Below are 25,523 nucleotides of genomic sequence, written 5' to 3' on the forward strand. Positions count from 1 at the left end.
GTTCGTGACGTTGAAGAGCGGTTCGACTATCGAGTTGTGGGCCGATGCCTATAGGGAGGAATCCGATCACTATGTGTTCAGCGCGTTCGTTCATGCCTCACTTGACGAGCAGCGGCATGTCGAGGTGGAAAGCCGCGGCGCGGGCAAAGGCGAGAACGTCGTGATCGTGATGGCGAGGGTTCCAACGGTTGAGGTCGAATCAATCAACGGCGGACCTGTTGGGTTCGACTTCGAGGCCGACTAACGGCACGGTGCGAGGCGCGACCCTGGTGCAGTAATGAGCGAAGACAAGCAGATCGGCATCAGCGAGGCCGAGCAAGTGCTGCTCGGCACCCTTGTGGAAGGAACTGTGGAGGCCGTCTTCCGCTGGGGGGTGATCGTTGACCTCGGTCTGTCGCATGTCGGCTTCATCGATCCCCTCTATATCGACGACAGTGAACGACACGAGGCCGGGCAGCGGGTCCGCCTGTATCTCACGACATTTGATGAGCAACAGCAGAAGTTCTGGCTGAGACCGGCCGGCCAGGTGCCTATCGCCGAGCGGCTCAGAGAGAAGGGCCACGACGTGTAGGTCCAGAGCAGCGGCCCGAGCCATGCCTACATAGCACCTTGGCCAGCTGTGGCTACGCCGGTGCATCCTGACGGCGGTTATTGGTGAAATCTGAAATCTGACGCCGTCGACGGGCGTCCGGCGGCTTGGGCGTGTCCGACGAACGCACGCCATCAGCGGGCTCAGTCACCCAGTGAATCGGTGTTCATGCTCCGAGTTGGCGATTGATGTGCCTTTGGAGCAGCTTGATTGCGAGATCGTGGCGGTAGACAGCCGCCATGTCCATCGGAGTACGCCCGGCAGGGTCGGGCAGGGTGGGATCAGCGCCGAAGGCCAGCAGTACCGCGGTCAGGTGAACGCTCAACGGCTCACCGGTCTGGGCGGCGCCATCGCCCTCGGCATCGATGGCGTGCGTCAGCAGCGTCATGTCAACAAAGACTTCGTCGGGATCACTGCCCTCGGCCAGTAGGCGAGCCAGCCTCGCCACATCGAAGTGCTCGATCGCATGATGTGCCGGAGTCCAGTACCCGTGCTCGTCACTCATCAGAGCAGTCAATCCGAAACCACCGCCCTATGCTCGCGTTCGGTTCACGAAAGCACGCTCATGCCGCGCTGGTCCGAACTGGTCACAGTCCGATGCCAAGCTGAACAGTGACGTCAGATTTCACCGATACGGGGGTCTGTAAGAACAACGGCTCTGTCCCACTTCCTTGACAGTCCCGCCTGGAGTGTCGGAGTTCGTGCAGATCCACCCGGTGCCGGGCTGACGGTCCGGTATTCGTCACCCATCGACGGCCCGGCACCGGAAAAGCGGTCGCCGACCGCGACGTATCCCCCGACACCGGACTCGAGTTCCGGTAGTAATCGCCGTAATCGCCGAAAAACAACGGATATGGCGTAGTCCCTGGTCAGGGATGGGTGCGGCGTTGCGGGGTTCCGGCTGGCTACTGGTTGTCTGGACGCTGGAGGACCTGGGCCTGGAGGCGGTCGCGGCGGTCGGTTTCCTCGGGTGTCAGTGGGTCGTCGGGGCGGCGGATGCGGGCGGGTTTGGGCCAGATCGGCAGGCCGTCGTTCGCGCGGTGTGCAGGATTCAGCAGTTCGTATGAACAAAGACCCGTCGCGTCTCGCCGCCGCCGTCGTGGATGATGACGAATCGTAGTTGGTCTATGTCCCTGTTCTCTATCACGGAGTGTTCGTTTCCGGTATCGGTTGACAGAAGATCGGTCATTCCGGTCGCGTCCCAGTAGGACTTCCACCATGGAACCCCGGGATCGAACTGGGCAAGACCGGATCGTTGCTTGAACTCGCCGACCGAGCCGAACGGAATATCGACCACGGCCACCGAAGTCGACGCGAAAACACCTTTACTCTCGTACCACACGAGATCTGCACCCTCGGGGAATGTGACGTCCGCGCATTCGAGATGGCGGATCTCATCCGCTTCAATTGAGGCCATCCACCATAGGCGCGCCGTCGCCAGAGCCAGGACGGCAGCAAATGTGATCCATACCCGCTTGCGGTACCGACACAGCCTCGGGGCGAAGGCCACGTAGAGCACCGTACCGGCCGTCCAGCACGCCGGTATGGTGTAAATGAAAGCCCAATTGGGGATGGCCCTGTTCCGATGGAAGCCTGCCAGGCTACCTGCAAGTATTGCCGCGATTCCTGCTGCGAAGAGCGCGAGGACGGTGAGTATCCACACGATCCGCTGTCGGCGCAGCGCCCGATCCGCCTCGCTCCCTTTTCGCGCGGCCTCTAACAACACCACCAGTATCGCCGCCACCACCAACATGCAGATGATCAGTCCCACCTCCATCAGGGCCTTCCGCTGACACCAGCCTCGGTAGACACGTGCACCGTCTGTTCGGCATTCTGGGCGAGCGATCTTCTCGCAGGCTTAAGAACTCCTAACGACGGGCTTGCTTGCCTGCGGTGGAGGCTTCCCCGGCGGCGTGGTCGAGGTGATTGCGGACCTTGTGGCGCAGCGGCTCACCGACACCGAGTGCGGCGAGTTCGGCGTCGAGTCGGCGGTCCAGGCCGGTGCGCTCGTAGTCCGGCAGTCCCGAAATTACGATCGGGCAGCTGCTTCCCGGACTGGCTGCTCGATCGCCGCAAACGCGCCGAACGAGCCCTCACCAGCGTGGTCGCCACCTATTATCTGCTCGGAGTGTAACTTTCCCGAGATCTGAGCCTGCTTTCCCCGGACACGCAATGACTCGGCGTCGATGCCGAGACGCGCGGCAAGTGCCTGCCACGCGGTACGCACCGACGGACATCCGTCGAGTCGGTCCAACATGCTGCTCGATCGGTCGACCACATTCGCCGGCACGTCCAACGGATCCAGCAATCAACTCACGGTCCTGGTCGTCGAGATGAAAGAACCGCTCCAACTCGGCCCGCGTCAGCACCCCGAACTGGCCGTACCCCGGCACCACACCCTCATCCCGCACAGCCGCTCATGAAACCACCACTGCCGCAGCAACGCTCAGCGAACGCCCGAATCAGCCGCACCGCTCCCACCGGACAGGTTTAGCGCGACTTTTCGCTTGATATGGTCGGGCCCCGCGCAACATCGCACTTCACGATGTTTCCAAGGATCATCGGCGCGTGGCGGGTACTGCCTCCGGGAGCAGGTACCCAAGAGCGCCTTGAGATCCGTGAGGTTGGCTGCACCCGCACGAGTGAGGACACTTCGACGCTCGGTGCTCACCGGTCACCGGTCACCGGTCACCGGTCACCGGTCACCGGTCACCGGTCACCGGCGCAGGTTGGACTTTCAGCAGTGGTCGGACGGCACCCGATGTCCGTACCGTCACCTCCGTGGACAGCGCAATGATCAACGGTGAGACTGCGACTACAACCGTTGCTTTACGGCGGGCACTTGATCCCGGGACCATTCTCACAGCGGCTACGGCGGTGTCTGCTGGTCTGAGCGTGATGAACCTGTGGTGGGCTGTCCCGACTGCTGTCGCCGCCTTCCTGGCAGGACGATGGCCTGGACGGACGGCGTCGACAGCACTCGCCCTGGTCGCGATTCTCGCGGCCGGTGTGGTGGTCTTGTCTGTCGTTCCTGCTTGGCTCCCTCTCGCCGGCCGGTTTGTGACAGTGGTGGTTGCCGCTACGATGCTGCCTTGGTTCGCGGGCCGGTTCTGGTGCCAGTATCGGCAGCTTGTCCGGGCCGGGTGGGAGCGTGCCGAGCAGTTGCAACGCGAGCAGCAACTGATCGCTGATCAAGCCCGGCTGCGCGAGCGGGCACGTATCGCCCAGGACATGCATGACGTACTCGGCCATGACCTCAGCCTGATCGCCCTGTCGGCCGGCGCACTCAAACTCGCACCGGACCTTGAAGAACGCCATCAAAGGGCCGCAGGGGACATCCGAGCCAGAGCCGCGGCCGCGGTGGAGCGTCTCGGCGAGGTGATCGGTGTCTTGCGTGAGGAGACCGATACAACGCCGATGGACCCGAACAACTCCAGTCTTACGATTCTGACATCCGAGGCTTCCGAGGCCGGCCTCACGGTGGAGTTGCGTATCGACGGTGAGGCGGACGACCTGTCGCCCGTGGTCGAACGGGCGACTCACAGGGTCGTGCAGGAAGCTCTGACCAACGTTGCCAAGCACGCGTTCGGCGCGACCGCGACTGTCCACGTGACACATACGGCAACAGAAACAAAGGTCGTCGTGGAGAACAGCCCGCCATCGTCTGCGGTCAACCACCGGTCCCGGCCTCGGAGTGGAGGGCGTGGCCTTATCGGTCTCGAAGAACGTGTGCGGTTGACTGGCGGTTCGTTCGACCACGGTCCGCGCGACGGAGGTTACGCAGTTGTCGCACGTATCCCGCACACGCCCTCGCCGCCACCCCCGCTTTCACCCTCGGCCTCTCATTACGAGTTGCCGCAGGAATATCGCCACGCTCGGCGCCGGGTCGGCAGAGCCCTGGTCGCCGCGGTCATGGTGCCTCTCGTGACAGGGGCTTTGCTGAGCGGGGTTCTCATAGGCTGGGAGATCCTGTCGGCGTCACAGTCGGTCCTGGACCCACGCGACTATGCCCGGCTCCACGTGGGGCAAGATCGTTCCGAGGTGGCGCGTTTCCTGCCGGACCGGCAGCTGAACTATCAACCACTGACTGCCGAGCCGACGGGAGACGGCATAACGTGCGAATACTACGCGATGACGGCCGACCCGTTCGACGACCGGTCCGGCGACGCTTACCGGCTCTGCTTCCGGAAAGACACCCTGATGTCCCTGGTCATGCTCACCCTGTGAGAGTTCGATGATCCGGGTGCTGATCGCCGACGACGAACCGATGATCCGCGCGGGGGTCCGCGCCGTTCTCGCCACCGATCCAGACATCGAAGTCGTCGCCGAGGCCGTCGACGGGCACGATGCCGTGGAACTGGTCCGGCGCCATCGCCCCACGGTGGCAGTACTCGATATCCGGATGCCGGGGGTCAACGGCATCGACGCGGCATCGGAGATCCGCAGCACTGTGCCGGCCACGAGCATCGTCATGCTGACGACCTTCGGTGAGGACGACTACATCCTTCAGGCTCTCGGTGGGGGCGCGGCAGGCTTCCTGATCAAGTCTGGCGGACCCGAGGAACTGATCGCCGGAGTCCGCGCGGTGGCCGAAGGCGCCGCCTACCTGTCACCCAGAGTGGCGGCCCGGGTTGTTGCGCACCTCGCCGCGACGGGGGCGGGCAGCCGGGCCGGTCGGCGCTGCGCCGCGCGTGACCGGATTGCCGCCCTCACGGCCCGAGAACGCGAGGTGCTGACCTTTCTGGGGAGCGGCCTGTCCAACCGGCAGATTGCCGGGCGGCTGCATGTGGTGGAGGGAACGGTCAAAGCCCACGTGAGTTCCATCCTGGTGAGGCTGGGGGTGGACAACCGGGCTGCTGCCGCGGTCGTGGCGCACGAGGCCGGGATCGTTGCTCCGCAGCCGCCCCACCCGTGACACCACCCATTGGGCAGGCGACATGAACGCAAGCAGCCCGGCCCCTACCACAGCGCCGCCGAGTAATGCGCCGGCGAGCACATCGTGCGGGTAATGCACTCCCACCAGCACACGCAACAGCGCAGCGGTCCCGGCCAGCGGCAGCGTGATCGCGGCGAGGTGAGGCCACAGCACAGCCAGACCGACCGCCAACCCGGCGGCCAGGGTAGCGTGGTTGCTCGGGAACGACCAGTCTCCCGGTTCGGGGCATTCCGTGACAACCGCGCCGCCTGTGGATAATGCACGGCAAGGCCGCTCCTCGTCCACCACCAGCTTCACCGCTTCGCTCACCACATAGGCCGCGACGGTGCCGAGGCCGGTCAACACGGATCCGGCGACCCCGCGTGTGTCCTTCTGACGGATCGCTGTCCACCATCTCCAGACCAGCAACAGTCCGAGGATGGCCAGAGTGCCCTCGGTGGCCAATTCCAGGAGAGGACCTAGCCACGACGGCGCATTCGCCACCGCCCCGTTCAGCCAACGGTACGTGGACGCCGAAGCTCCACCGGTGACCTCGATCGCATCGGCCTCGCCCAGGCCACCTGGGGACAGCCAAGTGACAACTCCTGCCCCCATACCCAGGAGGCCCATTGCGCCGAGCAGCCGACCGGCGCGGTTCTTCTTTCGCGGTTCTCGTTCCATGAGGACCGAACGTAGAAGCGGGAACGGTCGAGAACCCGACCTGAACGGCACCATCGGACCTTGACGATCGTCAGGGTTGACAGCAATCGGCACCTACGTTCCACGTCACAGGACACACCCGCAACTACCCACGCCCGGAACACGGTCCATCCCGGCGACGTGCCGCCGGGATGGACTTTGAGGCGTCGCTGTACAGCACTCCGCTCCCCATCAGCCCCGACGGCCAGGTGGCTAGAACCGTGCATGCAAGCGCCCTGAGTCTCCGGGCGTCTCACCAACCTGAATCCCTTAGCGCGACTTTCCGCGTCACTGGACCTTCTGATCGCTATTTCATCAGATGCAGAATCCGGATTGGTTTGCATACCAGAGGATTTCGGGACGTGGGAGGGCCGCTCAGAGGGCCTGTCCCGCGCCGGTGTGAAGCTGGGCGAAGTCTATCGGCCCACGAAAGGTGATGTCTTGAAACTCGCCGCTGACCAGCCAATTTGCCTAGGTGATTAGGTTTGATGAAAGATTCTTTCATCTGATGTAATCACTCTGGAAGGTGATTGGCGTGGGCAAACAGGGCGTGGCGCCAGGTTCGGCGGCGCTTCATCTGGTCGATGGGCTGTCGCTGTTGCGGCCCGGGGAACAGGTCTTCGCCGCGATGCTCGACGGTTGGCGGAATCAGCAGTTGGCGAGGAATCTGGCGTTCTCGACGATCGGCAGCCGCGAGAAGGTGGTGCAGGCGTTCATGCGATACGCCGATGTCTACCCGTGGCATTGGATGTCGGCGCAGGTCGATGAGTGGCTGGGTGATCTTCGGGCGGTGCGGAACCTGAAACGGTCGACGCTGGGCAATTATCAGGAGGCGGTGTAACTGTTCTGTGCCTACCTGATCAACCCGGCCTATCAGTGGTCGACCGAGTGTGAGCAGCGGTTGGGTACCCACCCGATTCAGGTGGTCCACGACTGGAACACTGCCGAGCACATCGACGAGGCCGAATCCGATGCAGGCAAGCGGGCTTTCACCCGCAAAGAGTTGATCGCACTGTTCGACCATGCCGATGAACAAGTGGTGCGCATCCGCGAGGCCGGCCGCAAGGGCTGGGTTCCGGCGTTCCGAGACGCTGCGCTGATGAAAACGGCGTATGCGTTCGGGTTGCGGCGCAACGAGATTCGGATGCTCGACACCGCCGACTTCGGCCGTAACCCCGATGGTCCAGAGTTCGGCGAGTACGGGGTTACATACGTTCGTCACGGCAAGGCCAAGAAAGGTTCGACGCCGAAGCGGCGAAGTGTGCTGGCGATCTGGGATTGGTCGGCGGAGGTGCTGCAAGAGTGGATCGAGGAGTATCGGCCGATGTTCCCCACCGCTGGCTCGCCAGCGTGCTGGCCGTCCGAGCGAGGCCCTCGGATCGGACTCGGTTCGATCAACACCCGGCTCGCCGCCTATCGTGACGAGCTCGGCTTGGATCCCGCCCTCGATTTCCACTCGTTGCGCCGAAGTCACACCACTCCACCAGGTCGAGGATGGTTTCGACGCTCGATTTGTCCAGAAGCAGGCTGGCCACGAACACTCGTCCACGACGTCGATTTACACCTGTGTCTCGTCGGACTATCGCACCCGAACCCTGCGGCGAGTACTCGACACTACCGTGGCGGCGGCGCTGAAGAAGACCGGGAGGACCCGATGAAACGGCAGGTCAGCTACCAGTGGCGGCTGCGTGAGATGATGGCCGCGGCCGGCATGTTCGCCGCGAACGATCTCGAACCGCATCTGCACGACCGTGGAATCAAGTTGTCCTCGGTGCAAGTTTGGCGGTTGGTCACCCAAACCCCCGAACGGCTGTCACTGCCGGTGCTGGCCGCGCTCTGCGACATCTTCAACTGCACCCCGGCCGAACTGATCGCCACCAAAGCCGAGAACCAGGCCCGCAAGGTCGCCACCGGCGAGGCCGACGTGGTCGACATGGCCACCCGGATCCGGCCCAAACGCGCGCGGATCCGCGCTGGAGAATGAGCCCCGCCTACACGCCAGAGCAGTACGAACGCTGGTTTGTTCGCGACTGCGTCCGCTGCGGGCGCCGCGCTGCCAAGGCCGCGAACTGGGAAGGCCCGATCTGCCGGACCTGCTACGCCAGGGCGGTGCGCACACGCGGCCGCTGCCCCGGCTGCGGCGTCGAGCGCCTGCTGCCCGGACGGCGCGACGACCACGCATCGATCTGCCGGGACTGCGCCGCAATCACACGCGACTTCTTCTGCACCCGTTGCGGTTTCGAAGGCGAACTACACGGTGGCAGGCTCTGCACTCGGTGCACCCTGTCCGCGAGGCTGCACCCACTACTCGATGACGGCGCCGGCAGGGTTCACCCGCCACTGCTGCCGCTGGTCGATGCGCTCGTCGGGATGCCATCGCCGCTGACCGGACTGAAGTGGCTACGCACCCCGACGGTTCGCCGCCTGCTCACCGATCGCCACCGGTCGCGCGCCGATCAGCCACGACACACTGCGTGACCTGCCGAACCGTCGAGCGGTTGCCTATCTGCGGGATCTGCTGATGACCTGCGGAATCCTCCCCGTCGTCGACAAGCAATTGCTGCATGCGGAAGCCTTGCTGCACGGCAAGCTTGCCGCGCTGACCGACAACCCGCACTACCGGCTGCTGCGGCAATTTGCACAATGGTTTCAGCTCCCGCGACTACGGCGGCGGGCACGTCGAGGACCGGTCTCCGATGCCGGGCGGCACTACATCAGCACCCCGCTGGAGCAGGCCGAACGGTTCCTGTCCTGGCTCGACCAGCACGGTCGCGGACTCGGTGGATGCACCCAAGCCGACCTCGATCTCTGGCACGCTGACGTCCTGGACCACTGCAAAAAGGCGTTGCGTCCCTTCCTGATCTGGGCGATGAACGCTGGCCACATGCCGAAGCTGACCCTGCCGGCCCTCGGCACCAGCGCCGGTCAACCCATCACCCAGTCGCGGAGGCTCGCGCTGCTGCGTCGGGTGCTCACCGACGATCGGCCACCGATCCGTTCACGAGTCGCTGCCGCGCTCATGCTGCTCTACGGCCAACCCGCCACCCGGCTCGTCCGCCTCACTGTCGAGGACGTCATCACCGACGGCGATCAGGTTCTCATCCGGCTCGGCACACCACCTTCGCCCGTTCCTGAACCCCTCGGCGGGCTGCTGCTCAAACTTGTTGGCAGCCGCCAGAACATGAACACCGTCAACGCGGGCAGCTGCTGGCTGTTCCCCGGGCGGCTGGCAGGACAACCCCTGCACCACAGCACCCTACTCGGCCACCTCCGTGACGATCTCGGCCTGCCGACCGGAGCAACCCGGGCTGCGACCCTGCGCCAGCTTGTCCTGCAAGCACCCGCCCCCGTGATCGCCGACGCCCTCGGCTTCTCCACACACCACATGAACCGGATCTGGACAGCCGCCGGGGGAAGCTGGAAGAGCTACGCACCCGGCGATCACAGCCGCTGATCACGCTCATCGAGGCAGGAATACAGAACACTCGAATACCGGCCCCTACCAGTCACTACCCCGGCCTCAGGCGAAAGTGATCGTCCCTACCGTGTAGATACTGGACACCGTCCCGCGCCCCGCCGTGCAGGCCAGGACGTCGGTGGCGGTTCGGCGGCCGCCGCAGGCCCGCGCCGGCGGTCGGATCGGGAGGTTACGTCGAGTCGGTCTTCACGCTCCGCCACCTCGGCCCCGGGACGTTCGAGAGAAGGCCCCCGAAACCCGGTGGGCGTGAGCGTCATGACTTCGGGGGAATGCGCTTCTGGAACCAGTGCCCACGGACGCCCTCAGCGGCGGTGTGAAACGGGTGCTCCTGGTCGGTCATCTGCCGGAACAGGAACTCTGTGGCCGTGCACTCGAACCGGCTGCCCTCGTCGAGGCTGTCCACGGCGTAGACGGGCCACCGATCGGGATCGGGCCCCTCTGTGATCCAGAAGTACGTCTCCTCGTGCTCGTTGTTCGACCAGGGAATCAGCCCGCCCGGGGCCGGGAACGGCGGATGCTCGTCGCCGAACGCCATGTCGTAGCCGGCGTGATATTCGGTGTGCCAGACGAGCTCTTCTGGGTGGAATACATCGAAGAACCCGTTGAACATGCCATCGCAGCCGAACGTCTCGACGAGCCGCTTGTAGTCACTCGGCAGAGGCGTGCCGAGCCGCGACTCGACCACTGCCCAGTTGGGCGGGGGGACGGGTGCCGATGGCCCTCCCGTGATCGCGACCAGCTGCTGCACCCAAGACATTTCGGCAGGCGGATCGACCGGTTGCGGGATGGTCCGCTCCGCGACGGCGACAACCAGACGGCCGTCCGCGGACTGCCCGACCGCGACCGCCCGCATGCCGTGTGCCCAGGCGTGGTCCCAGACGTGCTCTTCCGGGACGGCCATCGGCGGCTCGCCCCTCCAGTACACACCGGAGTACCGATTGCCGAACGCGTCCGTTGGAGGTATGCCGTTGTCGCTGACCAGCACGCATGTGTGCCCGTCCGGATGCCCGGGCTGTTCGCACGTCAGGGCACTAACCTCCGCCCCCATGAGGCGGGATACGGTCGCCATCAATTCCTCGCGGTTCACGGGAAGCCATCTAAGCACTCCCACCGATATCACTGGTCCACGAGGTCCTTCACGCCTGGACCACGCGACCTCCGAAACGCTGACTTTGACCGACTTCAACGGCACAGGACAACCACCGCGCCATCCTGGTTGCGGCTCAGCGGTGCCCGACTGACCTCCCGCAGCTGGTCGGAGCGGTAGGGTTCCGGACCGGTCGTCTGGCCGGGGTGCTGTCGAGATTCACGAACACCAAATCGAGCGGTGCTGGAATTCGCGACCAAGGTGGTGTCGAGATCCGCGACCAGAACCACACCCCCTCCCTAAGCCGTCGTAGTACCTCGGCCGGAACTACTGGCCCGCCGCCGTCCTGCTCGCCTGGACATCCGCCGGGGGAAGCTGGAAGAGCTACGCACCCGGCGATCACAGCCGCTGATCACGGTCATCGAGGCAGGAATACAGAACACTCGAATACCGGCCCTTACCAGTCCCATGTGCCTGTGCCGGGGCCGAAGCCGCATCCGGGACAACTTGCCGGGAGGTGCCGGGCGCGCTCTGTCCGACGGGAGGCTTGGTCTGGATCGGTGCAGACTCGTTGGTGGCTGGAATATGTTGTCGGGGGCGCGATTTCGGGCCGGTACTGTCGCTGCCGGCCCCGGAATCCTGAAGCTGTCAGGAAGTGCAAAGTAGCTTCGGCAGCGGCGGGTTTGGTCTAGCGTGACCGGGCGTGCGTCAGGAGTGGTCGACCGAGGATCTGATCGGGTCGTGGACGCTGGTCGGGAGCGACTGGCAGCGGGTAGGGAACAAGACGGGCGCGACTCGCCTCGGGTTCGGTCTGTTGCTGAAGTTCTCCGAGCTGGAGGCTCGGTTTCCTCGTGGCCCGGAAGAGTTTCCGCCTGCGGTGGTCTCCTATATGGCCGAGCAGTTTGAAGGTCGATCCTGCCGAGTTCGCCGCGTACCCGTGGTCGGGCCGGTCGGCGAAGTATCACCGCGAGCAGATCCGCGCGGTGTACGGCTTCCGTGAGTTCAGCGTCGGTGACGAGGACAAGCTCACCGGTTGGCTGGCGGCCGAGATGTGCCCGGTGGAGCTGCGCGACGAGCAGCTGCGTGAGGCGCTGTTGGTGCACTGCCGGGCCGAGCGGATCGAACCGACGACCCCTGGCCGGATCGACCGGCTGATCGGCTCGGCGCGGGCGAGTTTCGAGAAACAGTTCTGCGAACGGACCGTCTCACGGCTGAGTGAGCTGTCGGTCGACCGGTTGAACAACTTGGTCGCTGTCGGTGCTGCGCCGTTGGCAAGTGGCCGGAATCTGTTGGCGGAGTTGAAGTCCGACCCGGGCAAGGTCAGTCTCGAGACGCTGTTGCGGGAAGTGGACAAGCTGGCCGCGGTGCGGGCGCTGGAGCTGCCCGCAGACTTGTTTGCCGACGCCAGTGACAAGCTGGTCGATGCCTGGCGAGCGCGGGCAGCGCGCATGTTCCCGTCGGATCTGCGGGATATGCCGGCACCGACCATGCTGACGCTACTGGCGGCGTTGTGCTGGGTCCGGTCAGGAGAGATCACCGACGCGCTGGTAGATCTGCTGATCGACCTCGTTCATAAGATCGGCACGCGGGCGGATCGGCGGGTGGAGAAGGAGCTGACCGAGGACCTGCGCCGAGTGCGTGGCAAGGAGAACATCTTGTTCCGCCTCGCCGAAGCGGCCGTGGACCACCCCGACGACATCGTGCGCGAGGCCCTCTACCCGGTGGTCGGGGAGAAGACGCTGCGGGAGCTGGTGAAAGAGGCGAAGGCCAACGATCAGGCGTTCCAGGCGCGGGTACGCACCGTGCTGCGCAGTTTGTACTCCAACCACTATCGACGGATGCTGCCGGCGTTGTTGGCGGCGCTGGATTTCCGGTGCAACAACACCGACTACCGGCCGGTCATGGTCGCGATGGAGCTGTTGCAGCGGTACGCGAGCATCGACGGCAAGGTCCGCTTCTACGACAAACACGCTCTCGTCCCGCTCGATGGGGTGGTGCCCAAGGCGTGGCGGGAGGCGGTGGTCGATGAGAAAGACCGCGTCGAGCGCATCCCGTACGAGCTGTGCGTGCTGGTCGCGTTGCGGGACGCGATCCGCCGCCGCGAGATCTATGTCGAGGGCGGTAACCGGTGGCGCAACCCCGAAGACGATCTTCCCGGCGATTTCGACACCGCCCGTGAGGTGCACTACGCCGCGATCCGCCAGCCGCTGGATCCGACCGAATTCATCGCCAGACTCAAGCAGCGCATGAGCGAGGCCCTGACCAGCCTCGATACGGGCCTCGCTGAGAACACCACCGGCGGTATCCGGTTGACGCGGCGGCGCGGTGAGCAGTGGATCAGCGTGCCGAAGCTCGAGAAACAGCCAGAGCCGGAGAATCTGGAGAAGATCAAGGCCGAGGTCGCAAGGCGTTGGGGAACCCTCGATCTCCTCGATGTGCTCAAAGACACCGATTTCCTCACCGACTTCACCGCAGAGTGCACCTCCGTGGCGTCACGGGAGGTGATCGATCGCGACACGCTGCGAAGACGGACCCTGCTCGACCTGTTCGCCCTGGGAACGAACATGGGAATCCGGGCGATCGTGAACACCGGCGAGCATGAGGAGTCCGAGGCCGCGTTGCGGCATGTGCGCCGGCACTTCATCACCCGCGACAACCTGCGCCGCGCGACAAGGAAGCTGGTGAACGCCACCTTCGCCGCCCGAGATCCGAACTGGTGGGGTGCGGGCACCGCATGTGCGTCGGATTCGAAGAAGTTCGGATCCTGGGAGTCGAATCTGATGACCCAGTACCACCAGCGCTACGGCGGCCCGGGGGTGATGATCTACTGGCACGTCGAGCGCAACCGCGTCTGCATCTACTCCCAGCTCAAATCGTGTTCGAGTTCGGAGGTGGCGGCGATGATCGAAGGGCTGCTGCGGCACTGCACCGACACCGAGATCGAAGCCAACTACGTCGACACGCACGGCGCGTCGGTCGTAGGGTTCGCCTTCACCGAGCTGCTGGGGTTCAAGCTGCTGCCCCGGCTGAAGAACATCGGCTCGATCCGGTTGTACCGGCCCGACGACACCGCGGTATACGGGGAGCTGGGACCGGTGCTGACGCGCCCGATCCGGTGGGATCTCATCGCCCAGCAGTACGACCAGATGGTCAAATACGCGACCGCGCTGTGCCTGGGCACCGCCGAGAGCGAGTCGATTCTGCGGCGGTTCACCCGCGGTGGCCCGAAACACCCCACCTACCAGGCCCTGGAAGAACTCGGCCGCGCTGTGAGAACGATTTTCGCCTGCGACTATCTGGCGTCGGAAGAACTCAGAAGGGAGATCAACAGCGGGTGGCAGGTGGTGGAGAACTGGAACTCCGCCAATACGGTCGTGTTCTACGGCAAGGATTCCCAGCTCACCGGCGCCGACCGCGAGCACGCCGAAGTATCGATGCTCGCTTTGCACCTACTGCAATCGGCGATGGTCGACATCAATACCCTTCTGCTGCAAGCCGTCCTGGAAGACCCGCAGTTCCACGATCTGGTCGGCGACACCGAACGCCGCGCACTGAGCCCGCTGTTCTGGTCGAACATCAATCCTTATGGCCGGTTCCGGCTCGACATGACCACCCGCCTGGACCTCACCCGGGGCCGACCCGTTCGGCAAGCTGTTCCTGCAAACCCTCGCCATGGTCGCTGAGTTCGAGGCGAACCTGAACCACCTGCGCACCCGCGAAGGCATGGCCAAGGCTCGCGCGAAGGGCCGCCTCAAGGGAAAACAGCCGAAACTCCCTCTGGCAGCACGGAAAACGATCCACCGCCGCTACCACGGCCCCCACGACGACGCGAGCCTCGCCGACCTCGCCGAGGAATACAGCGTCGGCCGGTCCACCATCCACCGCATCATCAGCAGCGCTGCACCACGAGTCTGAGATTCCACCGAGGCCAGCTTCAGGATTCCGCTACTTTGCACTTCCTGACAGCTTCAGGATTCCCGGGCCTGATCCGGTTGACGTAGTCGCGCAACGCCTGGTTGGCGGTGTCCTTCTTGGTCGTGGTGCCCATCAGGCGCATCGCCTCACCCAGAGCGTCGTCATCGTACGATCGCCCGGGAAAACCCCGTGCCACCCCCGAACAGCTGCAGACCAAGATTGCCGACGCGCCTTTTCGTGTGCCGTCGTGTACTCGACTCATCGCAAATTCGCGCCGAAAGCATCCGGAAACGCAATCGGCACCTCGGGCTGGAAACTTCACGGGGCCATCGCCTCCCACTCCCGCAGGCTGATGACGACAGCAGCTTCTTTGCCCCCACTGCGCGTGATGACGACCTCGTCGTTGTCTTCGGTGGCGGCGTCGAGAACTGCGGCAAAGTTGGCGGGCGCCCCTGACGGACTCTGTTGAATCACCGACCGGCAGCGACCACTCCGCTCAGGCAGGTATCTAGGGCTGTTCCAGCACGTCGAACGGAATGGTCGCCTCGACAGGGTCATCCAGCAACAGCACACGCCGATGGACGGTGTGGACTCGATAGCGACGACCGGACCAGTCGAGGCGATATTCTTCGATCTCCTCGATCCGTTCTTCCTTCTGGTCCAGCCGGACGATCAGGTAGTGAGGAATGCCCGCAGTGGCGTACTGAATTCGCTTATCGGTGATATCGACGTCGATGGTCGATTCGGAGGTAACCTCGACTATCAGCAGAATGTGCTCACGCACGGAATTGACGTCATACAGCTCGCAGTCTCGAATCCAGATATCGGGATAGCGGATGTTCAATCGACGATCCGCTTCCGACGACTCCGCATCTGCGAATCGTGCGGCAACGTCGGAATCCACCACCATGCACGGCCCACCATCACGTCGCGCAGTCTCCAGCATCCCAGCTAGCCGCCGGACAACCCGGCTGTGCAGGGGACTCTGTGCCAGCAGCCGGACCACGCGCCCGTTCACGATCTCGATGTCACCGAGCCCAGCCGCCTTCCCCTCGGTGAACTCCTCAGCAGTCAGACGCAGTTCGTGTTGCTGATCGGGAGCGCTCATACCGGAGATCATTGCAGACCGGGTCACACCTGACGGCTATCCCCGACACCAGACGTGACCCCCGATGCGGGGCACTAGATCGCACAACGCGAAGTGGCCCGGAGATATCTCTCCGGGCCACTTCGCGTAGTAGCGGGGACAGGATTTGAACCTGCGACCTCTGGGTTATGAGCCCAGCGAGCTACCGAGCTGCTCCACCCCGCGTCGGGTATGCACAACACTACACAGGTGTGCGCGTAACACCGAATCGTGCAGGTGGAGGTGGGTGCGGAGGGTTGCTCAGCCGAACTTTATGCCCTGCGCGAGGGGCAGTTCGGTGGAGTAGTTGACGGTGTTGGTGGCCCGGCGCATGTAGGCCTTCCAGGCGTCGGAACCGGATTCACGGCCACCGCCGGTTTGCTTCTCCCCGCCGAAGGCGCCGCCGATCTCGGCGCCGGAGGTGCCGATGTTGACGTTGGCGATACCGCAGTCGGAGCCGTCGGCGGCGAGGAAGCGCTCGGCCTCGCGCTGGTCGGTGGTGAAGATCGACGACGAAAGGCCCTGTGGCACTTGGTTGTGCAAGGTAATCGCGCGGTCGAAGTCGTCGTAGGTGAGCACGTACAGGATCGGTGCGAAGGTCTCCTCGCGCACCACGGCGGTCTGCGCGGGCATGCGCACGATGGCGGGCCGCACGTAGTAGGCGTCGTCGCCGAATCCCTCCACTCGCTCGCCGCCGCAGACCAGTTCGCCGCCGTCCGCGAGCGCCTTGTCCAGCGCGGCACGCATCCCGGCGTAGGCCCTGCCGTCGATCAGCGGACCGACGAGAACCCCGTCGTCGAGCGGATTGCCAACGGGCAGTTGTCGATACGCGCGCTCGAGTCGGTCGACCAGCGGGCCGATCACGTCGCGGTGCGCGATCAGCCGCCGCAGCGTGGTGCACCGCTGCCCGGCCGTGCCCGCCGCCGCGAACACGACCGCCCGTGCCGCCAGCTCCAGATCTGCCGACTGTGTGACGATGGCGCCGTTGTTGCCACCCAGTTCCAACAGGCAGCGTCCCAACCGATCGGCGACGCGTGGTGCGACGAGCCGGCCCATCCGCACCGAGCCGGTCGCGCTGACCAGCGCTACCCGCTCGTCCTCCACCAGCCGGGATCCAACTTCGCTCGCGCCCTGAATCAGTTGGTGCACTTCAGGATCCGCGCCGACATCGACGGCGGCGCGCCGCAACAGGGCGTGACAGGCCACCGCCGTCAGCGGTGTGGTCTCCGACGGCTTCCACACCACGGTGTCGCCGCAGACGAGCGCGACCGCCGTATTCCACGCCCATACCGCGACCGGGAAGTTGAACGCCGAGATCACCCCGACCACGCCGAGTGGGTGCCAGGTCTCCATCAATCGGTGCCCCGGCCGCTCCGACGGCATGGTATGTCCGTACAGCTGCCGGGAGAGTCCGATGGCGAACTCGCAGATGTCGATCATCTCCTGCACCTCGCCCGCGGCCTCGGCGGGGATCTTGCCCGCCTCCAGCGTCACCAGCTCGGCCAGCTCACTCTTGTGCGCGGTGAGCAGCTCCGCCAGTCTGCGTACCACCGCGGCCCGGACGGGAGCCGGATCGCGGCGCCACGCCTGGAATGCGCTGGCGGCCCGGCCGATCGCGGCGTCGACCTCGTCGAGCGAGCTCGGGCGCAGGGTCAGCAGCTGTCCTCCGGTGATCGGAGTGCGCGCGGGCAGCTCGCCGGGCTCGGGCGGCCGCGCACCGAGTCCGTGCAATACCGCGGCCGCGCGAGCAGCGAGTTCCTGGGTGGTCTTGGCGCCGAGTACTTCAGTCATGTGTTGTTCCGCCGTACCTTTCAGCCGCGTCGCGGCGTATCTATCCCACATAGCGGGAGGGTGGGGGTCAGGTTTCGGACACGGGGCGGGCCGCCTGGGTTAGCCTTCGCTGATGGCGGATACACCGGCTCGACCCGTACTCGATGACATCGATCGCCTGCTGATTCGTGAGCTGATGGCCGATGGACGGGCCACGCTGTCGAATCTGGCCGAAAAGGCAAGTCTGTCGGTGTCCGCCGTGCAATCGCGGGTCCGTCGACTAGAGGCACGCGGCGTGATTCGCGGATACACCGCGCACGTCGATCCCGAATCTCTCGGCCAGCTCTTGTCGGCATTCGTCGCGATCACTCCTCTCGACCCGTCTCAACCCGATGACGCGCCCGCGGTGTTGCAGCACATCCCCGGTATCGAGGCATGCCACTCGGTCGCGGGCGACGAGAGCTACGTCCTGCTGGTGCGCGTTGCGTCTCCGAGGCACCTCGAGCAGCTGCTGCAGGAGATCAGAGCGACCGCCAATGTCAGAACCCGAAGCACCATCATCTTGCAGACATTCTATGACAGGTAGCCATAGCACGTAATTAATCCTCTGTTCTGTAGAGATTCCGTAAATATTTACGTACCCTCGGGGGCGTGACCATCGAACTGGAACGCACCCGCCCGGCGGTCACCCCCGCCGCCCGGGTACATGAGATCTTGTCGGCCAGCATCCTTGCCGATGGCTTCGATTTGGTGCTGGATCTACGGCAGTCCCGCGGCTGCCGTCTCGTCGACGAACGTGACGGCAGCTCCTACCTCGATATGTTCGGCTTCTTCGCGTCCAACGCGCTGGGCATGAACCATCCCGACCTCGCCGACGATGAGGAGTTCCGCGCCGAGCTCGTCACCGCGGCGCTCAACAAGCCGAGCAACTCCGACATCTACACCGTCGAGATGGCCCGCTTCGTCGAAACCTTCGTGCGGGTGCTCGGCGATCCACGGCTACCGCACCTGTTCTTCATCGACAGTGGCGGCCTGGCGGTGGAGAACGCGCTCAAGATCGCGTTCGACTGGAAGTCCAGGCATAACGAATCCCACGGCCGCGCACCGGAACTCGGCACCAAAGTGCTACATCTGACCGGCGCGTTCCACGGCCGCACCGGCTACACCATGTCGCTCACCAATACCGACCCGGTGAAGACCGCGCGCTTCCCCAAGTTCGACTGGCCCCGCATCAAGGCGCCGTACCACACCGAAGCATTCGATATCGAGGACGCCGAGGCCAGTGCTCTGGACCAGGCGCGGCGCGCGTTCGCGGAATACCCGCACGACATCGCATGTTTCATCGCCGAGCCGATTCAAGGCGAAGGCGGCGACCGGCATTTGCGTCCGGAGTTTCTGCAGGCCGTGCAGCGGCTGTGTCACGAGAACGACGCCCTGTTCGTGCTCGACGAGGTGCAGACCGGTGTCGGTATGACCGGAACCACCTGGGCCTACCAGCAACTCGGGCTCGAGCCCGACGTGGTCGCCTTCGGCAAGAAGACTCAGGTGTGTGGCGTGATGGCGGGCGGGCGCCTGGACGAGGTGCCCGACAACGTGTTTGCGGTCAGCTCCCGGCTCAACTCGACCTGGGGTGGCAACCTCACCGACATGGTGCGCACCCGGCGCATCCTCGAGGTGCTCGAGCGCGACGAGCTGATCGAACGGTCCCGGCTGCTCGGCGCGCACCTGCTCGATCGGCTGGAATCGCTGGCCGTCGACCACACCGACGTCAGCGAGCCGCGCGGGCGCGGACTGATGTGCGCGATCACACTGTCCTCGGTCCGGCTGCGGGACGAGGTGCTCACCTCGTTGCGCGAGCGCGAGCACGTGCTGATCCTCGGAACCGGCGAGCGGGGCATCCGGTTCCGCCCGCCGTTGACGGTCACCGCCGCCGAACTGGACGAGGCAGTCGACGCGCTGGACAGGGTGCTCACCGGTCTCGAATCACTCGCATAACGGGATGGTCCGGGCATTCCGGTGTCCTCGGCGCGGATGCGCCGGAATCCCGGATTCACCCCCTAGGCTTCGCAGGCATGTCCTCTCGTCTTCACCACCCGGTGCAGCGCGTGAACCGACAGCGCAAAGACCGCAGCCGCGCACCCCACGACATCGTGGTTTGCCTCGCAGCGCTGGCCGCCGTAGCGGGCTGCGCCACCAGCGACGCGGGCACGGCGACCGGCCCGACGGCCGAGACCACCATCGCCCCCAGGACCACCACTGCGTTTCCGCCGCATCTGACCGATCTGCTTCCTGGAATGCCCCCGCCGCTCTCGCCGACCGACGTGTATGCGGCCAACCGTGAGCTGCTCCCGAGCGTGGCCGACCACCGCCCGCTCGTCTATGTGCCCAACAGCGAGTCGAACACGGTTTCGGTGATCGATCCGAACTCCTTTCAGGTGATCGACACCTTCCCCGCGGGCGGACTGGAACCCCAGCACGTCGTGCCGTCCTACGACATGCAGACGCTGTTCGTCACCAACGACATGCCGCTGGGCGGGGGCAGCCTGTTGCCGATCGATCCGCGCACCGGCAAGCCGGGGCAGCCGGTTCCGGTGCGTGATCCCTACAATATGTATTTCACGCCGGACGGCCGATATGCGCTGGTCGTCGCGGAGGCGGACAAGTCACTGGACTTCTACGATCCACGGACCTGGCAGAAAGTGCACGCCCTCGCGGTGCCCGACTGCGCTGGCGTCGACCACATGGACTTCACCGCCGACGGCCGGTTCGCCCTGGCCTCGTGCGAATTTGTGGGCCGGATGCTCGTTTTCGACGTCGCCGAGCACAGGGTCGTCAAGATGATCGACCTGCCGGGCGGTCGCTCCGGAAAGCCGCAGGATGTGAAGCTGTCGCCGGACGGCCACACCTTCTTCGTCGCCGACATGGTCGCGAACGGTATCTACACGGTCGACGCGCACACCTTCGACAACATCGGGTTCGTACCGACCGGCAAGGGGACACACGGGCTCTACGTCACCCGAGACTCCAGGCAGATGCTCATCACCAACCGGCACGAAGGCAGCATCTCGGTCTGGGATTTCGCGGCGAACGCGCTGGTGCACAAGTGGTTCGTGCCCGGGGGCGGCAGTCCGGACATGGGCAACCTGTCCGCGGACGGCCGCGTCTTCTGGGCCACCGGTCGCCACCACGGGGAGGTGTACGCCATCGACATCGTCGGCTGGAACCTCTTGGCGCGCATCCGCGTCGGCAGGGGACCGCATGGTCTCACCATCTGGCCCCAGCCCGGCCGCTATTCCACCGGGCACACCGGTGTCATGCGCTGACACCACACACCTCGCCGAACCGCGTGTGCGGTACAGAAAGCACACCAGCGCCAAAAGTCAGCATCGCAGGGCTGTTTAGGTACCGGCGGATGAGGAATCCGAAGGAGGGTCGCCCTCGTACTCGGAGACAGATCAGGAGGCAACCGGGCGCAGGCCCAATCCACCCTCGACAAAACGACGGACGGTAGTCAGCCCGGCGTCCAGCGCGGACTCGTAGCCAGGGCGCGCCCACCCGGTGAGCCTCGCGGTGCCGTCGCCAGCAGGAGTTACGCCGATCTCGGCCACCAGCTCGGCGGTGGTCGGCTCGCAGACGGCCCAGGAGAAGTGGGTCTCCTCGTCCCAGCCCGCACTGCGCCTGGCTACGTAATCCGGGTCGGTGATCCCCCCGGCCGCCAGCGCGGGGCGGTCATCGATGCGGTCGTCCGCGCGCAGAGAGCGCAGATACCAAGTGCCCGCGTTGATCTCGATCGGTTCCATCAGTCCTTGTCCTCCTCGTCGCGCTGGTGCCGCCGGGTGCCGAACAGTGCCCCCGCGAGCGGGATGGCCAGGAACCAGAGCCAACTGCCGGTGGTGAAGAATAGAATGATCGCGATGATCGGGATCGCGGCGATCACCCGAGCGGGCCATTCGGCGAGGAATCCGCCGGCGCGATCGGCGGGCGGCGCCGCCGCCGTCACGGGCTCGGCGGGCAGATCCGTGAACACCTCGTCCAGATCACCATGGGTGAGCGCCGCGGCGACTGAGCCGCTGCGCTCGTCGAATTCCGCGACGCTGAGCCGCCCGGCTGCGAAATGATCGGACAGTCGCCGCATCGCCTGCTCGCGTTCCGCGGTGCCGATCCGAATTTCGGGTAACTCCTCCATGAGGAAAAGGCTAGCGGGAGGATATTTCGCGATGGGCGAGATGTGGTTCGGCCACTACCGCCTCGATCGGTTGCTGGGTAGCGGCGGCACCGGGGAGGTCTGGTTGGCGTACGACACGGTCGCCAACCGATCCGTCGCATTGAAGGTGCTCTCCGCGGGGCACGCGGCCGATCCCGCATTCCGGCAGCGGTTCACCAGGGAAGCGCGGCTGGCGGCTCAGGTGCGTGGGCCACACCTGGTGCCGGTCCATTCCTTCGGTGAACTGGACGGGCGACTGTACATTGCCATGGGCTTCGTCGAGGGTGCTGATGTAGCCGCGCTGCTGCGGCGGGACGGGCCGATGGCACCGGCGGCCGCGGTCGAGATCGTGGCCCAGACCGCGGCGGCACTCGACACCGTTCATCGCGCGGGCCTGGTGCACCGTGACGTCAAGCCGTCCAACCTCATGGTGACGCCCAGCGGCACGGTGTATCTGATCGACTTCGGCACCGCGCACCGGACCGACCAACCCGCCATCACGGTCACCGGCACTGTGGTCGGCACGCTGGCATACATGGCGCCCGAACGGTTCGACGGCTCGGCGAGTGCCCGGTCCGACCAATACTCGCTGGCCTGCGTGCTCTACGAATGCCTTACCGGGCAACGGCCATTCGGCAACGGCGACTCGGTCCGGCAGTTGCGTGCCCACGTGATGGACGCCCCGCCGCTCGCTTCCGAGGTCGATCCGGCCGTGCCCGCCGCATTGGACGTGGTGATCGCCCGCGGCATGGCGAAGGACCCGGACCAGCGGTGGTCCAGCGCGGGTGAGCTCGCGTCGGCGGGCTACGCGGCGGTGACCGGTCGGGACGCGACGACGGTCGAGATCACGCCGGCGGTGGTGCGAACGCGCATCCCGCCGTCACCACGCTGGATGCCGACGGCAGCCCGCTCGAGCAGGGTGGTGGCGCGGACGGCTGTGGAGCCGCGACTGGCGGTCGCGGCCATCACCGCCCTCGTCGCGACGATCGCCGGCGCGCTCTGGATCGGGCGACCAGAGACAGCCGACGCGGGCCCTGTCACTCCCTCGGTCCCGTCGTCGGAGGCAGGGCACACGCCGCGACCGGACTTGACGTCGCAGGGTCCAGCCGCGCCGCCGCCGGTACCGATTTCGGCGCCGACCCGCGTCGTGCCCGCGGCTGGCCAGCTGTGTGATCCCGCCGTCGACGCGCAGGCGGTCGCCGTCGACGGCATCCCGCTGACCTGCGTGGCGGTGGCGCCGGGTAGCGCGAGCTGGACTCCGTCGCTGGCCAAGCCAGGCGATGAGGTGGCAGCAGGGCAGGCTGATAACGGTGGCGCCGAATCCGGGATCGACGAACCGCGCAAGGACAAGCCGGGCAAGGAACAGCCGGGCAAGGACCAGCCGGGCCACTCGAACCAAGGCAACGGCAGGCCGGAAAAGCCACGCAGGTAGGTGGGCGTGCTCGGGACTGTCGTCCAGCCCACAGTGGTGCGTACGCCCGGGTGCGGTTAGGCTCCGAAAGAGGATGGATATTCGGTATTCGTATGGTGAGCTGCTGATTTCCGTTGTCGGCTCGTTCGGGGCGAAGGCCGGGTCCGCCAGACGTCAATGGTGACTGGAGGTTCGCGATGGGGGAGGTGCGATTCGGGGGTTACCGGCTGGAGCGGCTGCTCGGCAAGGGCGGCATGGGGCAGGTCTGGTTGGCGTACGACCTGGCTGCGCCGCGATGGGTGGCGCTGAAACTCCTGCCCGCCGAACTCGCGGCCGCCGGGGGATATCGCAAGCGATTCGAGCGCGAAGCCGAGGCCGTTGCCGCGTTGCGCGATCCGCACGTGCCGCGGATTCACCGCTTCGGCGAGATCGACGGTCGGTTCTATATCGACATGCAGTTCGTCGAGGGCGCCGACCTGGCGGGCAAGCTGGCGGCCGAGGGCCCGCTGGCACCGGACATCGCGGTCGGTATCGTCGGTCACGTGGCGGTGGCGCTCGATGTGGCGCATCGGGCCGGGCTGGTACACCGCGACGTCAAACCGTCGAACATCATCGTCCATCCCACCGGCTTTACCTACCTGATCGACTTCGGCATCGCACATGGGCTTGGCCAGACTGCCGTGACCACCACGGGCATGGCGATCGGCACCCTGGCGTACATGGCTCCGGAGCGGTTCACCGGCGAGGTGGACGGTCGCGCGGACGTCTATTCACTGGCCTGTGTGCTCTACGAATGCCTCACCGGCTCCCGGCCCTACGGCGACACCGATCCCGCCCAGCAGATGCACGCCCACCTGATGTCGGCACCGCCGCACGCCAGCTCGGCTCGCGTCGACGTCCCGGTCGAACTCGACGCCGTCATCGACCGGGGTCTGGCCAAAGACCCGGCCGAACGATTCTCCACCGCAGGAGAATTCGCCGCCGCCGCACGCGCGGCGATCGGTGCGCCCGCCCTGCGTGCGCAGATTGCACCGGTTGCCGCAGCTGACTCGATGCCGCCGACCACGCACCTCCCCGGATCCAGCCGCCCTGCAACGAAACTCCTGACCGACGAACCCGCTGCGGAACATCCGCCGCGATCCGGGCAGGCTCCCGCGGCCGCGGAATGCGGGCCGACGCCGACGAAGGTGCTGCCGGAACCGGGGCCGCCGCCGACCTTGGTAGCGACGAGGCTGGATATATCCCCGATCGCGTTACAAGCAAATCCCGTTGTGGGACAGCATGGTTCCTCGTCTCTCGACGCAGCGCAGAGTAATCGGCAGGCCTATTTCGATGCGCGCCAACCACAGGTGAGTGCGGGTCCGATGTATCCGGTTGCTGGGCAGCCGCATTCAGGCGCGCAGCAGTGGTACCCGAACGGGCCGTATCCCGCGGTTCCCGCTCGACGTGGCCAGGCGGGCACCGGGCCCAACCCAGGCGGATGGCAGGCGCGGCTGCTCGCACTCCAGGCGCGGGTGCTGGCACCGAGGCCAGCCACCCCGTTGCCCGTACCGTATCCGCGGACAGGCACACCCGCGCGCAGGGTCTTCCCCACTCCGGTCAATCGTCCTGGCTACCGACCTCGTCAGGCGCGCCCGCTCGTCCCGGTGCCGCAGCGACGGCAGCGGCAGCGGCGGAGCTTGATGTCGAAGGTGATCGGTTCGCTGATCGTGATCTTCCTGGCACCGTTCGCCCTCGCCGCGGGATGTTTCGCGCTGATCGCCGTCGGGAGCAAGGCGAGCGATTCGGGCGGCGGTGCACCCGCCTCCCCACCCTTGGTGCGTGCGGACGAGCATCCCGGACCGCAGGATCGGTCGCTGCCGGAGCCCGTCGTACCGGCGTCGGTGGACACCCCGGTCCGCGACGGCAAATTCGAGTTCGTCGTGACGAAGGTCGACGCGGACGTGTCGCGGGTAGGATGGCAAACGACCGCAGGATCGTTCCTGATCGTCACCCTGGCCGTCCGCAACATCTCCGACGAGGTGAAGTGGTTTCTGCCACTGGGCCAGCGCCTGTTCGACGCCCAGGGCACCCCTTTCGAGCACAATGCCACCGCCACCATGTGGCAGAACACCCAACAGCGCCTCGGCTATTCGTTCGAGCTGCGCCCTGGCCAGTCCGCCACCACCCAACTGGTCTTCGATCTACCGCCGCAGGTCAGCCCCGACCGCCTCGAACTCCACGACTTCGTCCTCTCCAACGGCGTCCAGGTGCACCTCAACTGACGCAGGGGCCGCGAACGCCGCCGATCGAAACCGAGCGGGCGCGGACCTTGTTGTCCAGCGCCCGC

26 protein-coding genes, 1 tRNA gene and 2 pseudogenes are annotated in these 25,523 nt (G+C 65.6%); 17 read left to right on the forward strand and 12 right to left on the reverse strand.

Annotated elements, in window-relative coordinates:
- The first annotated feature begins 10 nt into the window (after positions 1-10).
- A complete protein-coding gene (locus tag OH799_RS29685; RefSeq protein ID WP_406270830.1) occupies positions 11-244 on the forward strand; it encodes a hypothetical protein in 234 nt (77 codons plus the stop codon).
- Positions 245-277: 33 nt separating this feature from the next.
- Positions 278-571: a hypothetical protein gene (locus OH799_RS29690; RefSeq protein WP_406270833.1), complete on the forward strand. Its 294-nt coding sequence runs from the start codon at positions 278-280 to the stop codon at positions 569-571.
- 184 nt (positions 572-755) lie between these two features.
- On the opposite strand, the gene OH799_RS29695 is transcribed toward OH799_RS29690, so the two are convergent.
- Both OH799_RS29695 and OH799_RS29700 read right to left on the reverse strand, forming a co-directional pair.
- Positions 756-1,094: an ankyrin repeat domain-containing protein gene (locus OH799_RS29695; RefSeq protein ID WP_406270836.1), complete on the reverse strand. Its 339-nt coding sequence runs from the start codon at positions 1,092-1,094 to the stop codon at positions 756-758.
- Between the two features lie 546 nt (positions 1,095-1,640).
- Positions 1,641-2,366, reverse strand: a complete 726-nt coding sequence (locus tag OH799_RS29700) for a hypothetical protein (RefSeq protein ID WP_406270839.1) — start codon at positions 2,364-2,366, stop codon at positions 1,641-1,643.
- A 240-nt stretch (positions 2,367-2,606) separates the two neighbouring features.
- Here OH799_RS29700 and OH799_RS29705 point away from each other — a divergent pair.
- The 3 genes and pseudogenes from OH799_RS29705 to OH799_RS29715 all read left to right on the forward strand — a co-directional run.
- A pseudogene (locus OH799_RS29705) lies at positions 2,607-2,720 on the forward strand (transposase); the annotation flags it as partial.
- A 650-nt stretch (positions 2,721-3,370) separates the two neighbouring features.
- Positions 3,371-4,816 (forward strand): sensor histidine kinase, encoded by a 1,446-nt coding sequence (locus OH799_RS29710; protein ID WP_406270842.1) that lies wholly within the window; start codon positions 3,371-3,373, stop codon positions 4,814-4,816.
- 7 nt (positions 4,817-4,823) lie between these two features.
- Positions 4,824-5,504, forward strand: coding sequence for a response regulator (locus OH799_RS29715; RefSeq protein WP_406270845.1), 681 nt, complete (start codon positions 4,824-4,826; stop codon positions 5,502-5,504).
- Positions 5,505-5,555: 51 nt separating this feature from the next.
- Here the strand turns inward: OH799_RS29715 and OH799_RS29720 are convergent.
- A pseudogene (locus OH799_RS29720) lies at positions 5,556-6,239 on the reverse strand (phosphatase PAP2 family protein); the annotation flags it as partial.
- A 499-nt stretch (positions 6,240-6,738) separates the two neighbouring features.
- Here OH799_RS29720 and OH799_RS29725 point away from each other — a divergent pair.
- From OH799_RS29725 to OH799_RS29740, 4 genes are read left to right on the forward strand one after another with little or no spacing between them, the layout of a single operon-like run.
- Positions 6,739-7,044 (forward strand): hypothetical protein, encoded by a 306-nt coding sequence (locus tag OH799_RS29725; RefSeq protein WP_406270848.1) that lies wholly within the window; start codon positions 6,739-6,741, stop codon positions 7,042-7,044.
- A 60-nt stretch (positions 7,045-7,104) separates the two neighbouring features.
- The gene (locus OH799_RS29730; RefSeq protein ID WP_406270851.1) at positions 7,105-8,187 is read left to right on the forward strand and encodes a helix-turn-helix domain-containing protein; all 1,083 of its coding nucleotides are present in this window, start codon (positions 7,105-7,107) and stop codon (positions 8,185-8,187) included.
- Positions 8,184-8,681 carry a hypothetical protein gene (locus OH799_RS29735; RefSeq protein WP_406270854.1) on the forward strand — a complete coding sequence of 166 codons (498 nt, stop codon included), beginning with the start codon at positions 8,184-8,186 and terminating at the stop codon, positions 8,679-8,681. Before OH799_RS29730 ends, OH799_RS29735 begins: the two co-directional genes overlap by 4 nt.
- A gap of 43 nt (positions 8,682-8,724) precedes the next feature.
- Entirely contained in the window at positions 8,725-9,657 is a 933-nt protein-coding gene (locus OH799_RS29740; protein WP_406270857.1) for a hypothetical protein, read from the forward strand.
- A gap of 277 nt (positions 9,658-9,934) precedes the next feature.
- Here OH799_RS29740 and OH799_RS29745 read toward each other — a convergent pair whose 3' ends face one another.
- Both OH799_RS29745 and OH799_RS29750 read right to left on the reverse strand, forming a co-directional pair.
- Positions 9,935-10,750, reverse strand: a complete 816-nt coding sequence (locus tag OH799_RS29745; RefSeq protein WP_406270860.1) for an SMI1/KNR4 family protein — start codon at positions 10,748-10,750, stop codon at positions 9,935-9,937.
- Positions 10,751-10,863: 113 nt separating this feature from the next.
- Positions 10,864-11,058, reverse strand: a complete 195-nt coding sequence (locus OH799_RS29750) for a hypothetical protein (RefSeq protein WP_406270863.1) — start codon at positions 11,056-11,058, stop codon at positions 10,864-10,866.
- A gap of 413 nt (positions 11,059-11,471) precedes the next feature.
- On the opposite strand from OH799_RS29750, the gene OH799_RS29755 reads away from it, so the two are divergent.
- From OH799_RS29755 to OH799_RS29765, 3 genes are read left to right on the forward strand one after another with little or no spacing between them, the layout of a single operon-like run.
- Entirely contained in the window at positions 11,472-11,768 is a 297-nt protein-coding gene (locus tag OH799_RS29755; RefSeq protein WP_406270866.1) for a DUF4158 domain-containing protein, read from the forward strand.
- Positions 11,671-14,451, forward strand: coding sequence for a Tn3 family transposase (locus tag OH799_RS29760; protein ID WP_406270869.1), 2,781 nt, complete (start codon positions 11,671-11,673; stop codon positions 14,449-14,451). The genes OH799_RS29755 and OH799_RS29760 overlap by 98 nt, the downstream gene beginning before the upstream one ends.
- The gene (locus OH799_RS29765; RefSeq protein ID WP_406270872.1) at positions 14,441-14,683 is read left to right on the forward strand and encodes a hypothetical protein; all 243 of its coding nucleotides are present in this window, start codon (positions 14,441-14,443) and stop codon (positions 14,681-14,683) included. Before OH799_RS29760 ends, OH799_RS29765 begins: the two co-directional genes overlap by 11 nt.
- A 19-nt stretch (positions 14,684-14,702) precedes the next feature.
- On the opposite strand, the gene OH799_RS29770 is transcribed toward OH799_RS29765, so the two are convergent.
- The 5 genes from OH799_RS29770 to OH799_RS29790 all read right to left on the reverse strand — a co-directional run bounded on the left by OH799_RS29770 (position 14,703) and on the right by OH799_RS29790 (position 17,600).
- Entirely contained in the window at positions 14,703-14,945 is a 243-nt protein-coding gene (locus tag OH799_RS29770) for a type II toxin-antitoxin system VapB family antitoxin (protein ID WP_406270875.1), read from the reverse strand.
- Positions 14,946-15,001: 56 nt separating this feature from the next.
- Complete coding sequence (locus OH799_RS29775) at positions 15,002-15,157, reverse strand: type II toxin-antitoxin system Phd/YefM family antitoxin (RefSeq protein ID WP_406270878.1); 156 nt, start codon at positions 15,155-15,157, stop codon at positions 15,002-15,004.
- A gap of 34 nt (positions 15,158-15,191) precedes the next feature.
- Positions 15,192-15,791, reverse strand: a complete 600-nt coding sequence (locus tag OH799_RS29780; RefSeq protein WP_406270881.1) for a Uma2 family endonuclease — start codon at positions 15,789-15,791, stop codon at positions 15,192-15,194.
- 130 nt (positions 15,792-15,921) lie between these two features.
- Positions 15,922-15,995: transfer RNA gene (locus OH799_RS29785), tRNA-Met, on the reverse strand.
- A 75-nt stretch (positions 15,996-16,070) separates the two neighbouring features.
- On the reverse strand, positions 16,071-17,600 hold the full coding sequence (locus OH799_RS29790) for an aldehyde dehydrogenase family protein (protein WP_406270884.1): 1,530 nt from the start codon (positions 17,598-17,600) through the stop codon (positions 16,071-16,073).
- Between the two features lie 112 nt (positions 17,601-17,712).
- On the opposite strand from OH799_RS29790, the gene OH799_RS29795 reads away from it, so the two are divergent.
- The 3 genes from OH799_RS29795 (at position 17,713) to OH799_RS29805 (ending at position 20,902) form a co-directional block, all read left to right on the forward strand.
- On the forward strand, positions 17,713-18,165 hold the full coding sequence (locus OH799_RS29795) for an Lrp/AsnC family transcriptional regulator (protein ID WP_357265920.1): 453 nt from the start codon (positions 17,713-17,715) through the stop codon (positions 18,163-18,165).
- Positions 18,166-18,230: 65 nt separating this feature from the next.
- On the forward strand, positions 18,231-19,574 hold the full coding sequence (lat, locus tag OH799_RS29800; RefSeq protein WP_406270888.1) for an L-lysine 6-transaminase: 1,344 nt from the start codon (positions 18,231-18,233) through the stop codon (positions 19,572-19,574).
- Between the two features lie 77 nt (positions 19,575-19,651).
- Positions 19,652-20,902 (forward strand): beta-propeller fold lactonase family protein, encoded by a 1,251-nt coding sequence (locus OH799_RS29805; protein WP_406270891.1) that lies wholly within the window; start codon positions 19,652-19,654, stop codon positions 20,900-20,902.
- Positions 20,903-21,034: 132 nt separating this feature from the next.
- On the opposite strand, the gene OH799_RS29810 is transcribed toward OH799_RS29805, so the two are convergent.
- Both OH799_RS29810 and OH799_RS29815 read right to left on the reverse strand, forming a co-directional pair.
- A complete protein-coding gene (locus OH799_RS29810; RefSeq protein WP_406270894.1) occupies positions 21,035-21,379 on the reverse strand; it encodes a hypothetical protein in 345 nt (114 codons plus the stop codon).
- Positions 21,379-21,765, reverse strand: a complete 387-nt coding sequence (locus tag OH799_RS29815; RefSeq protein WP_406270897.1) for a DUF1707 domain-containing protein — start codon at positions 21,763-21,765, stop codon at positions 21,379-21,381. Before OH799_RS29815 ends, OH799_RS29810 begins: the two co-directional genes overlap by 1 nt.
- A gap of 31 nt (positions 21,766-21,796) precedes the next feature.
- On the opposite strand from OH799_RS29815, the gene OH799_RS29820 reads away from it, so the two are divergent.
- Both OH799_RS29820 and OH799_RS29825 read left to right on the forward strand, forming a co-directional pair.
- On the forward strand, positions 21,797-23,215 hold the full coding sequence (locus OH799_RS29820; RefSeq protein ID WP_406270900.1) for a protein kinase domain-containing protein: 1,419 nt from the start codon (positions 21,797-21,799) through the stop codon (positions 23,213-23,215).
- Positions 23,216-23,391: 176 nt separating this feature from the next.
- A complete protein-coding gene (locus OH799_RS29825; RefSeq protein WP_406270903.1) occupies positions 23,392-25,458 on the forward strand; it encodes a protein kinase domain-containing protein in 2,067 nt (688 codons plus the stop codon).
- Positions 25,459-25,523: the final 65 nt, after the last annotated feature.

Origin of the sequence: Nocardia sp. NBC_00881, assembly GCF_045207455.1 — a bacterium.
Taxonomy (GTDB): domain Bacteria; phylum Actinomycetota; class Actinomycetes; order Mycobacteriales; family Mycobacteriaceae; genus Nocardia.